7 protein-coding genes and 1 pseudogene are annotated in these 11,840 nt (G+C 65.0%); 2 read left to right on the plus strand and 6 right to left on the minus strand.

Annotation, left to right across the window (positions count from 1 at the left end; genetic code table 11):
* The 4 genes and pseudogenes from EJB06_RS31255 to EJB06_RS31270 all read right to left on the minus strand — a co-directional run.
* Positions 1-1,629, minus strand: a pseudogene (locus tag EJB06_RS31255) (RHS repeat protein); the annotation flags it as partial.
* A 253-nt stretch (positions 1,630-1,882) separates the two neighbouring features.
* A complete protein-coding gene (locus EJB06_RS31260) occupies positions 1,883-2,959 on the minus strand; it encodes an HD-GYP domain-containing protein (protein ID WP_229427384.1) in 1,077 nt (358 codons plus the stop codon).
* A gap of 291 nt (positions 2,960-3,250) precedes the next feature.
* On the minus strand, positions 3,251-3,847 hold the full coding sequence (locus EJB06_RS31265; RefSeq protein ID WP_126077936.1) for a hypothetical protein: 597 nt from the start codon (positions 3,845-3,847) through the stop codon (positions 3,251-3,253).
* 166 nt (positions 3,848-4,013) lie between these two features.
* Positions 4,014-5,171 carry a pyridoxal phosphate-dependent aminotransferase gene (locus EJB06_RS31270; protein WP_126077937.1) on the minus strand — a complete coding sequence of 386 codons (1,158 nt, stop codon included), beginning with the start codon at positions 5,169-5,171 and terminating at the stop codon, positions 4,014-4,016.
* Positions 5,172-5,302: 131 nt separating this feature from the next.
* Here EJB06_RS31270 and EJB06_RS31275 point away from each other — a divergent pair, with 131 nt between their 5' ends.
* Positions 5,303-6,214, plus strand: a complete 912-nt coding sequence (locus EJB06_RS31275) for an NAD(P)/FAD-dependent oxidoreductase (protein WP_198420957.1) — start codon at positions 5,303-5,305, stop codon at positions 6,212-6,214.
* On the opposite strand, the gene EJB06_RS31280 is transcribed toward EJB06_RS31275, so the two are convergent.
* Together EJB06_RS31280 and EJB06_RS31285 are read right to left on the minus strand one after the other, a co-directional pair.
* Positions 6,180-10,373 (minus strand): ATP-binding protein, encoded by a 4,194-nt coding sequence (locus tag EJB06_RS31280; protein ID WP_164558099.1) that lies wholly within the window; start codon positions 10,371-10,373, stop codon positions 6,180-6,182. The two genes, EJB06_RS31275 and EJB06_RS31280, sit on opposite strands and share 35 nt — an antisense overlap.
* A gap of 107 nt (positions 10,374-10,480) precedes the next feature.
* A complete protein-coding gene (locus EJB06_RS31285) occupies positions 10,481-10,933 on the minus strand; it encodes a putative toxin-antitoxin system toxin component, PIN family (RefSeq protein WP_126077939.1) in 453 nt (150 codons plus the stop codon).
* Between the two features lie 30 nt (positions 10,934-10,963).
* Between EJB06_RS31285 and yaaA the strand changes: the two genes are divergently transcribed.
* The gene (gene yaaA, locus EJB06_RS31290; RefSeq protein WP_126077940.1) at positions 10,964-11,734 is read left to right on the plus strand and encodes a peroxide stress protein YaaA; all 771 of its coding nucleotides are present in this window, start codon (positions 10,964-10,966) and stop codon (positions 11,732-11,734) included.
* The last annotated feature ends 106 nt before the right edge of the window (positions 11,735-11,840 follow it).

Genomic DNA, 11,840 nt, shown 5'->3' on the forward strand with positions numbered 1-11,840 from the left:
GGTGTACGCGGTGACCGTGCCGTTAACATCGGTGAAGGTGCTGATGTTCGCATTGTCGTCATACGTAATGCTCTTCGAAGCGACTTTGGAGCCAGCGCCTGCTGGCTGTTCCTGGGACTTGATGCGCCGAACGCCAAACAACGGTGTGTACTGATACATCAATTTGGCGCCGAGCGGCTCCGTCACATACGTCGCATGGCTGTAGTAGATAAACGTGTATTTGTCGACGCCGCCAGCGTGCTCTGTCGATAAAGCTTGACCATAGCGATCATAGCTGTAAGTCGCGTAGCGCGCGCCGTTTTCATCGACGATGCCCGTCAGCGCAAATGGAAGACTGGCGCCTGACGTATAGGCTGGCTCGTTGTACAAATACCTACGGACTTTTTCATCGGGATACGTCACTGACGATATGGAGCCCAAGGCGTCGTAGGCATATTTGTAAATGCCGCCTTCCGGCGTCGTCATGGTGTCGATACGCCCAGCGCTGTCATGCGTGAACGTCAGTGCGCGACCAAACGGATCTGCCACCGATTGCAGCAGGCGTGACGGCGAGTCGACGCCGCTGCCGGTAGCAGAGGGCGAATAGGTGAAGGTTTGCACCAGGCCACCGCGGGAGGTGATTGTCTGAATATAGCCGTCAAGTCCGTAACGCTCGGTTGAATCGTTAGCTGCGTTGTACACGTCATTGGCAATTTTTGCGCCGTCAACACCGTACACAGGCGTCAATCGGTCATTCACATTGGCTGCCGGATTCTGATCGGTGGCGTTGCCGAATCTGATTGCAGAACCGTTACCACGTTGCAGGGAAAAATCGTTTGCCATACTTGAAAACATCGGGCGGAAGCAACGCATTCTTCCCGTATCCTTGGCCATAGCCCAATAGCACTGGGCACTTCTGGGCCGTTCAGAGATAGGATTAGTGTGCAGCTCGTCCTGCATCTTGTTCAAATCCATACCGGTGATCTGGTAGTTGTGCTCCCATCCATTGCGGTCGCTGCGGTAGGTTCGTACGAATTTCAAGCCGCCCGGGCCACTGCTTTGATAGTCGACTTCGACCTGTTCTTTTAACCCGGTGGAATGGTAGATCGGGTTGCCTTTTCTCTCTGGAATTGGTTCGGGCCTACCAGGCTGTGCGCACGGGTCGCACTCGGGCTCTGGCTGAGGGTTCTCATCCTCACAAATGGCGGTGTAACTTATGAGTGAGCCGGTATGTATGTAATCTCGCTGAACAGATCGGTAACCTACAGGACACTCGGGAATCATGCCGATGTATGGCGATGGCCCCCCGGCTGCAGGGCCCCACTCATACGACCTTGTCTTTTGGTTATATGAAAGAGAATCCCACTTCAAGCCTTGATTCGCAAAACGGCCATTAATAAACATGATCAGATCTGGAGTCTGCACGCCAACGACACGCCAGTGAACGAGTTTGGTTCCAGGGTCAGGGCGCCCATTCCAGTGCGGATTGATACTGTCAAAGGCGGCTTGCCAAGTCGTATACTTAACCTGGTCGAACGTTGTGTAGTAGTAGCTCGGCTCAACCTTGTTTGGCCGCGCCCAAGCGTGGTGGCTCAGCCCAGCGAGCCCGCATACGAGCGCGATGGCGAGCACCTTGATATTTCGAATCATTAAAAATTGCCTTTAAATTGAGGAGATCGCGGATGCGACGTGCTTGAACCGAGGCGGAGAGGGGAGATCCGAACATGCGGCCGACTGTCGGCAATGCAGCAATAGCTTTTCTGCAGCGAATGCGGAGTACACGGTAGGCAATTATATAAAGTCTGACTATTTTTAACTTCCATGGACTGAACAGTCGACTTCGCACCAGGGAATATCCCGCTCATGCATCGTCGCCGTCAGCGGATAGACGGAAAAGGCCTTCCTACAAACTCGCCAGTTCGCCCCAGATCTGCTTCATCGGAAACCTTAACTTCGCATGATCCTCGTGCAAGGCTTCCGCGATCGCACAGCCCGGTTCGCTGGTAACGCGCTCCTGCGCCTCGCCCGGCGTCTTACCATCGGCCGCGCGCAGCACGTGCACGCCCACCCCGGCGCCGTCCAGGCCGCGCCGCGACACCACGCCTAGCTCCGCATTTTCCAGCCGCACCAGGGTTCCCGGCGGATAGGCCCCGATCTGCGTGGCGAAGTGGCCCAGCACGATGCGGTCGTAGGGCATCTCGTTGCCCGCACCCAGGCGCTCGAGCGCCACCGGCGGCAGCAGGGAGCGCCGGTAATTGCGCGCCGATACAAAGGCGCAATAGCGGTCGGCCAGTCCGATCAGCTTGGCGTTCTGCGAAATCTCGTCGCCCAGTTTTCCGGCCGGATAACCGCTGCCGTCGTCGTTTTCGTGATGCATCAGCACCAGGTCGAGCCAGGCCTCGTCGTTGACGCCGGCCCAGCGCAGCATGTCGACGCTGGCCGACGGATGGCGCCGCACCAGCGCCCGCTCTTCGTGCGACAGCGCGCCATCCTTGTTCTGGAACAGGTCCGCCTGGCGCACCATGCCCACGTTCATGCTCAGCGCCGCCGCCGTGACCACCAGCACTTCGGCCGGCGACTTGTCCATCGCGCGCGCGATCAGGCAGGCGACGATGGCGGCCTCGGTGCAGTGGCGCACCGCATACGCGCCGGCGATCTGGTTCAGGAAGATGGCCGCCAGCGCGATGTCGGCGCCCCGTTCGACCGTGGCGATCAGGTCGTCGGCGGTGGCGCGCAGCTCGCGGTCGGCGCTGCCCTGGTCGCGCAGGTCCATCAAGGTGCGTTCCAGGCGGCGGTTGATCTGGTTGAGCGACTGCAGCACCGAGACCGGCGCCGAGGCTTCGGCGTACAGGCCGGCGGCGAGCCAGTCGTCAAGCTCGCCGGGCGCGAGCACCTGGCCTTTTTTCAGCAGCGGCCGCGCGGCCGACGGCGTGCTGAAAATGTCCCAGCGCAGCGGTTCGCCGAACGCCAGGTCTGCCATGGTGATGCGCCTGATTGCCATGATGGGGTATCGAGCTCCGGTAAGCCACAGTAAAACGCGGACGCGCGCATGGGGCGACCTTGCTGTCGGAAGCCGCTCAGCGAGCGAACTCCGACTCCAGTATAGGCGAAATTGCGTCTTTCCTGACAGACCGAAAACAGCTTTCGTCGGCTGGCAACAACGTGCGGGGCGCGCCGCGCACACCGCGGCATCGGCGTGCGCGCGGCGTCGGCGCCTGCCGTATCACAGCCCGGCCAGGCAGCTCAGGCAGGCGTCAGCGGCATGCTGTCCTCAGCACGCGCCGTAGCGGCCGCCGTTGTTGATGACAAAGGTGTTAGCCGCTTCTGGCGAGCACATATTGACGGTCATCGTGCCGCCATAAATGCAGACCTGGTAGGGGACCGGTGCGCCCGTCGCGCAGCTGGGCACGTAGTTGTCGCGCCCCGAGCGCCACCGGATGGCGTAGGGATACGTGCTGCCTGGAATGGGAGAGCCGATTATTTCGAGCTTGCCGTCGTCGTGCAGGCGCAGGCTGGTGGCCGGATCGGCCACGCCCGCTTGTGCGGTGCCGGTACTCCACAGTTCCTGATAGTTGTTACGAATGGCAAGGCCGTGATCCTCGGTCAACTGGCCGTAGGTGCCGCCATTGCTTTGCGGACCGGTATTGAAAATCATCTGGAAGTCGCTCAGGCGGTAGGTCACAAGGTTGCCGTTCAGCTGCATCAAGGTCATGTAGCGCAAGTTGGGCGAGATAATCCGGTCGCCAGGATTGAGGCGGAAGTCGTACCAGCCATTGGTGGAGACGCTGCCGATATATTCGCCGGCGTAGGCCGCGCCGGAGGCGAGCGTGGCGAGGGAAAGTGCGATTGCGCTGAAGGCGTGTTTCATGGGCTCTTTCTGGTTGATGAACGATAGTCGAGCCTTATTTTACGTTTTGTAAACGTTGCCTTTCTATCAAATAATCACGAATGCACACTTTCTTCCTCAGTTACGCACACGACGCCGCCAGCCGACGGGCGACGCCGCATTCCCGCTGCGCGAGAACGCCCCTCGATTACAAGCTGCTCAAGCGATCGAGCGCCAGGCGCAGTGTCTCGTCCTTCTTGGCGAAGCAGAAGCGTACAATGCCCGACTCCCGCGCCTGGCTATAAAACGCCGATACGGGAATCGCGGCGACCTTGATCTCCCTGGTCAGCCACTGCGCGAATTCCGACTCTGGCAGCGCCGAAATCGCCTCGTAGCGCGCGCACTGGAAATAGGTGCCGTCGGCCGGCAGCATGGTAAAGCGCGAGCCCTTCAGGCCATCGCGGAACAGGTCGCGCTTGCGCTGGTAAAACGCCGGCAATTCCAGATAGGGCGCCGGATCGGCCATGTAGCTGGCCAGGCCATGCTGCATCGGCGTGTTGACGCTGAAAACGTTGTATTGGTGGACCTTGCGGAACTCCGCCATCAGGCCGGCGGGGGCGGCGACGTAGCCGATCTTCCAGCCCGTCACATGGTAGGTCTTGCCGAAGCTCGATACGACGAAGCTGCGTTCCGCCAGTTCCGGATAGCGGCACACCGACTCGTGGCGCGCGCCGTCGTAGACCATGTGCTCGTACACCTCGTCCGACAGGATCAGGATGTCGCTGCCGCGCACGATGTCGGCCAGCGCCCGCATGTCGGGCGCGCGCAGCACCGACCCGGTCGGGTTGTGCGGGGTGTTGATGACGATCAGGCGCGTGCGCGGCGTGACGGCGGCGGCGAGGCGGTCCCACGGCACGCTGTATCCCTGCTCGCCGAGCTGCATGGCGAGCGGCACCGGCACGCCGCCGGCCAGGGCGATGGCGGGAGCATAGCTGTCGTAGGCCGGTTCGATGACGATCACTTCGTCCCCCGGATGCACGCAGCACAGGATGGCGGTGGTCAGGGCCTCGGTGGCGCCGGCGGTAACGGTGATCTCGCTGGCGGCGTCGTACCGCGCGCCGTAATGGGCCTCGATCTTGGCGGCGATGGCGCCGCGCAGGGCGGGCACGCCGGTCATCATCGGGTACTGGTTGTGGCCGGCGCGCATGGCGGCGTCGACGTGGTCGAGCAGGGCCGGCTCGCAGGCAAAATCGGGGAAACCCTGGCCCAGGTTGACCGCGCCATGCTCGCTGGCCAGCGCCGACATCAGCGAAAAAACGGTCGTGCCGACGGCGGGCAGGCGGGTGTGCAGGACAGGAGTGGACATGGAGCGTTCGGTAAGTGATGGACCGGCTATTCTAGCGCAGCCCGACCCAAAGCTATAATCGCAAAGAAGGCCGCATCCGATGGCGCTGAAGGAGACCGATTGCGGGCTGGTAGTCAATCCGAGGCAGTTGAATGAATCATGAAAAACCCAGACATATCGTCGTCGTTGGCGCAGGCATCGTCGGGGCATCGCTGGCCTACCACCTGGCGCGCAGGGGCGCGCAGGTCACCGTCGTGGAGGCGCAAGGCATCGCCGCCGGCGTGACAGGACGATCCTTCGCATGGATTAACACGTCCTGCAGCGGCCCTGATCCCATTCCACAATCGCGCGGCGCCGCCATCGATGCTTACCGCTTGCTGGAAACGCAGTTGCCAGGACTGTCGATACGATGGACGGGTGCCCTGTCCTATGGCCTGGACGAGGGCGCATCCGTGCCGTCCGGCGCGGCACTGGTGAACCGGGCCCGCATAACGCAGCTGGAACCGAATCTGCGCAAGCCGCCAGGCCTGGCCGCGTACGCGGCGCAGCAGGGCGCGCTCGATGCGGTCGAGGCGGCGCATGCCTTGATTGCGGGCGCCAGTGCGCTCGGGGCCGCGATACTGACGCAAACGCCGGTCCTCGGCCTGGTGGTGGAGGGCGCGCGGGTGACCGGGATCGACACCGCTGGCGGCACGATCGACGCCGACACGGTGGTACTGGCATCGGGCACCGGCATCGCAAAACTGACGGGGCGATTGAATGTGCCTGTTCCGATCGCCGCCTCGCCGGCGATATTCATCCGCTACACGTCCCGGCCCGGCCTTGCGCGCACCATTATCTCCAGCGCCGAGATGGAAGTGCGGCAGGGCGCGCGCAATGCACCCGGGAGTGACCCTGGCGGCGATCGCCGGCCGCCTTGCCAGCGAGGAGATCGTCGACGGCGTGCGGCCAGCGGCCCTCGGTCCATGCGGCCCCGAACGTTTTGTGCGCGCGCCGGCGACGCATACCATCGGCCCTACAGCGGCCGGCTCAAGCCGGCGCGATCCGGCACAGCAGGTCGTTGAGCTGCTCGATGTCCACCGGCTTGACGAAATACTGGTCGAAGCCGGCTTGCAGCGCCGTATTGCGGTCGTACTGCTGGCCGTAGCCGGTCACCGCGAACAGGTTGATGTGGCTGGTCGCGCGTTCGGTCTTGAGGCGGCGCGCCAGTTCGTTGCCGTTCATGTCGGGCAGGCCGATGTCGAGCAGGCAGACGTCGGGCCGCTCGACCGGTGCGCGCGCCAGCGCCTTGTGCGACCCGTACTCGACCATTACTTCATGGCCCAGCGACTGCAGCAGCATGGCCAGCATGTCGGCGGCGTCGATGTTGTCGTCCACAACCAGGATCTTGAGCTTTTTCTCGGCCGATGGCGCCTCGCTGCCCTCAGCCCCGGACGCGGTCGGCGCATGCTCGACCAGCAGCGGCAGGGTGACGGTAAACGTGCTGCCTTCGCCCAGCCCGGGGCTGGTGCAGGCCACATCGCCGCCGTGCAGCTGTACCAGGTTCCTGACCAGCGCCAGGCCCAGCCCCAGCCCGCCCTGCGAGCGGTCCGAACTGCGCTCGGCCTGCGCGAACAGCTCGAACACCCGCTCCTGCACTTCGGGCAGGATGCCGATGCCGTTGTCGCGCACCGCCACCGACACGCGCGCCGCGTCGAGCGTGGTGCGCACCTCGATGGCGCCCTGGCGCGGAGTGTATTTGGAGGCGTTGTTGAGCAGGTTGGCGACGATCTGCACCAGGCGTTTGTGGTCGCCGCATACCTGGGCATCGCGCGCTGCCTGGCTCACGCTCAGGGTTTGCGCACGCTCGTCGATCAGGGGGCGCGCCTGTTCCACGGCGCTGGCGATGACGTCGGCGATCGCGACCCGGTCCTTGGCGATGTCGACCAGCCCGCGCGAGACGCGCGAGACGTCCAGCAAGTCGTCCACCAGGCTGGTCATGTGGCGCACCTGGCGGCTGATGATGGCGCTGGTGGCCTTGAGCCGCTTGGGGTCCAGGCTGGACATGCCCACCAGTTCGGCGGCGGCGCTGATCGGGGCCAGCGGATTGCGCAGTTCGTGCGCCAGCATGGCCAGGAATTCGTCCTTGCGCGCGCTTTCCTGGACCAGCTTTTCCTGCGCCTGCCTGCGTTCGGTGATGTCCATCACGATCCCCGTCATCCGGGTCGGCTTGCCGTGATGGTGGTAGACGATGCCATGCCCGGCCAGCCAATGCAGGCTGGCGTCGGGCCACAGCACGCGGCATTCGAAGTGCCAGTCGCGCAGCTCGGCGATCGCATCGCGGAACTTCTGCCTGACGCAGGCGCGGTCGTCCGGATGCACATGCGCCATGAAGATATCGAAGCCCCACTGCGCGACCGGCGCGGTATAGCCGAAGCACTGGTCATGGCGCGGCGAGCGGTAGGCGCGGTCGTTGACGAGGTCGAGGTCCCAGGTGCCGATCTGCGTCGCTTCGAGCGTGAATTCGAGCCGTTCCACGGTTTCCCAGAGTGTGAGTTCGGCCTGCTTGCGGTCCGAAATGTCGAGCGCCACCGCCAGCGCGCTGCGCGCCGGGGCGTTGTCGCCGAGGTAGATGGGGGTGATGGCGGTGGTCACCCATGCCTCGGCGCCGTCCGGGCGCAGATAACGCTGCTCGGCCTCGAAGGCCTTGCCGCTGGCAGCGGCCTGCGCCAGCAGGTCCAGGTGGGCCGCGCGTTCCGCCGGCGCGAGACAGTCGTACAGCGAGCGCCCCAGCAGCTCGTCGGCGCTGCGCCCCAGTATCTGGCAATAGCGCGCATTGACGCGCTGGAGCACGCCGGACAGGTCGATCTCGGCGATGCCGGCGGCGGTCTGGTCGAACAGGGTGGCCAGGTGGGCCTGGCTTTCGCGCAGGTCGGCGCGCGCGCGCTGGATCGCGATTTCGCCGTGCAGCTGCTGTTCGCGCAGGGCGGCGGCGCGGCGCTGGCGCACCAGGGCCAGGGCGCCGTCGACGCGGGCGCGCAGTTCGCGCGCGCTGAACGGCTTGACCATGTAGTCGTCGGCGCCGGCCTGCAAGCCCTCGACCCGCGCTTCTTCGCCGGCGCGTGCCGACAGCAGGATCACCAGCAGCGAAGCGGTGGCGGGATCGGCGCGCAGCCGGGCCAGCAGCGTAAAGCCGTCCATGACCGGCATCATCACGTCGGTGAGCACCACGTCGGGCAGCAGGCCCTGGCGGATGTCGGCCAGGGCGGCGGCGCCGTCGGCCACGGCGCGCACGCGGCAGCCGCCTTCTTCCAGGATGCGGCCGATGTAGGCGCGCATGTCGGCATTGTCTTCGGCCAGCAGCACGGTCGGGCCGTTGGGCAGTGGCGGCGCGGGCGCGCCGGCGGCGGCGTCGGGAAGCCAGCGCAGCGCTTCGCCCACGTAGCGCTGGGCATTGGCGCCGGGGGCCGGCGCGTCCGTTTCCTCCACCAGCTGGTCGGCCGGCAGGTGCGCGGCGCCGTAGCGCAGGATCAGGCGGAAGGTGCTGCCCTGGCCTTCGGTGCTGGTCACGTCGATGCTGCCGCCGTGCAGGGTGACCAGCTCGCGCACCAGCGCCAGGCCGATGCCGGTGCCTTCCATCGAGCGCCCGCGCTGGCCTTCGACGCGGTGGAAGCGCTCGAACACGCGCCCGACGTCGGCCGCCGGAATGCCCACGCCGGTATCGGCCACCGTCAGCGCCACGCCGCCATCTTCGTCGCGCAGGCTCACGCGGATGCTGCCGGCCAGGGTGAACTTGAAAGCGTTCGACACCAGGTTGAGGATGATCGTTTCCCAGATCTGGCGGTCGACCCAGACCGGCGCGCGCAGGGCGCCGCAGTCGACGATCAGGTCCAGCCCCGCCTTGGCGCAGGCCGAGCGGAAGTTGCTGGCCAGGTCGCGGGTGAGGACGGCCAGGTCGGTCGGCACGAAGCGCGCGTCGCTGCGGCCCGATTCGATGCGCGAAAAATCGAGCAGGGAATTGACCAGCTTGTGCAGGCGCTGGGCATTGCGGTAGGCGATGCCGAGGCGGTCTTTTTCCTCGTCCGGCAGCGCGCTTGAGGCGAGCGCGTCTTCCAGAGGGCCGAGCATCAGGGTCAGGGGCGTGCGGAATTCGTGGCTGACGTTGGAGAAAAACACGGTCTTGGCGCGGTCCATGGCGGCGAGCATGTCGCGCCGCTTGCGTTCTTCCTCGGCCGCCGTGACGCGCGCCAGCGAGGCGCCGATGGCGGCGGCAACCAGGTCGAAGAAACCGCTGTAGGTGTCGCTCAAGGGCAGGCGCGCGCTCGCGCCGGCCACCAGCAGCGCGTCCGGCACGCCGCCGTTGACGGCCAGCGCGGCGCAGTAAGCCTGGTCGGGCGCCTCGTCATACGGGCCGCAGGGCTGGGCGCCAAGCACCTGGCGCAGGCCGCCGACGAAGAACGGGGCGGCGCCGCCGGCGACCTGTCCGAAGCACCAGTCGTCGATGGTGTCCGGCTGCAGCGCCGCCGGACTGGCGGCGCCGCCTTGCGCAATCCCCTCGCAGGCCGCCAGGCGGTAGCGGCGCTCGCCGGTGCGCTGGTACAGCAGCAGGAAGGGCAGGTCGAAGTCGAAGGCGAGCAGGGTCGCGGCGCTCAGGCGGAACACGTCCGCGGTCGAAGCGGCGTCGGCCAGGCAGGCGGTCAGGTCGCGCACGGCGCGCGTGCGGCGCTCGCCGATCATGGTTTCGGTGGTTTCCGTCACCGGATGGAACAGGCCGCCGATGCCGCCGCTCTCGTCGCGGATCGGGCTGTGCGAAAAAGTGAAGAATGTCTCTTCCAGGTAACCGTTGCGAAACAGAAACATGCGCTGGTTTTCCAGGAAGGAAGTTTCGCCCTGGAGTGCGGCTTCGAACGCCTGGCCGATGGCCGGCCACGCCGATTCCCAGCACACGCTGTAATCCATGCCGAGTGCGGCCGGATGCTTTTCGCCGCACACGATGCGGTAGCCATCGTTGTAGATCTGGGTGTAGCTCGGTCCCCACACGATATTGATAGGGAAGTTCGATGCCAGGCACAGGCTGACGGTGGTGCGCAGGCTCTGCGGCCAGCGCTCGATCGGTCCGAGCGGCGTGTTGTGCCAATCGTGGGCGCGGATGAGTGCGGCCATCTCGCCGCGCCCGTCGAGAAAGCCCTTGTCGGCCTCGCCGGGTGGGTGAGCGGCAGGCGCTGGATCGATCGGAGGTGCCAAAGAATTCCCCATGCAAAACTGGCGCTATGCCAATGGGATGAACTTAGCACAGATCATTATTTTTTGCCGCTCGGTCTCCTGTTAAACGAACTCGTGTGGCGCAGCACTTACGGCGCCGGCGCGGCAGCGAGCTTGACCCAGGCGTCCGGCAGCATGATCCGGAACATTCCGGCCTGGGCCGTCTTGCGGGCGAGCTTGAGCAGGGCCTTGTCCTTGGTGATGAGGATGTCGGCGCCGGCGTCGCGCGCCAGCTCCAGGAATTTCTGGTCGTCGCGGTCGGTGCAGACCGGCAGGCGCACCGGCCTGGCATCGGGCGCGACCACCTTGACGAGGGCGTCGAAACGGGCGGCGGCGAGCGGGCGCGAGGCGTCGTCGAGGGGCAGGTGCTTGTAGTGCAGCACCAGCAGGTATTCCTCGCGACAATCGGCGCGGGTCACGGCCTCGACCGTGCCAGCGTCGATCGCGGCCAGCAGGCTGTCCCAGCGGGGGTCGTGGAAGACGAACAGGTCGAGGCAGACATTGGTGTCGAGCACGATGCGTTTGGCTGGAGCGGGTATCATATTGGTCTGTTTATTTGTAGTAAGTTGATTATGCTGATTGTTTTGTCGCCCGCCAAATCGCTGGACCTTGAAACGCCCCCGACCACCACGCTGCACACCACGCCCGACTTTCTCGACCGTTCCAGCGCGCTGATCGACGTGCTGCGGCGTTACTCGCCGGCCGAACTGGGCACCCTGATGCACATTTCCGACCCGCTGGCGGTGCTCAATGTCGAGCGCTATGCGAGCTGGAGCGTCGACACGCGCGAGGCGCGCCAGGCGATCATGGCGTTTAACGGCGACGTGTACGCCGGTTTCGACGCGCGCTCGCTGAAACCTGGCCAGCTCGACCACGCGCAGCGCAGCGTGCGTATTTTATCCGGCCTGTACGGCGTGCTGCGTCCGCTCGACCTGATCCATCCGCACCGGCTGGAAATGGGCACCAAGCTGGCCACGGCGGCGGGCAAGGACCTGTACGCCTTCTGGGGCGAGAGCGTGACCGGGGCGCTGAACGCGGCCATTGCCGCGAATGGGGCGAAGGCGCTGGTCAACCTGGCGTCGGAAGAGTACTTCAAGTCGGTCAAGCCAGCGTTGCTGACCGTGCCCGTGATCACGCCCGTGTTCGAGGACTGGAAGGGTGGCAAGTACAAGATCATTTCCTTCTACGCCAAGCGGGCGCGCGGCCTGATGGCGCGCTATGCGGCGCTCAAGGGCCTCGTCGACGCCGACAAGCTGAAAGGCTTCAAGGTCGACGGCTACGCCTTCGACAAGCACGATTCGGACGAGCGCACCTGGATCTTCCGGCGCAAGCTCGACGACTGACGACCCCGTGTCCACCCCGGTGCCAGGTCTGACAATCGGACACGGGCTCGACAATCGCCCCACCGGCATGTCCACCCCGGTGTCCACCTTGGTGCCAGGTCTGACA

This window comes from Massilia atriviolacea (assembly GCF_003953935.1).
Lineage (GTDB): Bacteria > Pseudomonadota > Gammaproteobacteria > Burkholderiales > Burkholderiaceae_D > Telluria_A > Telluria_A atriviolacea.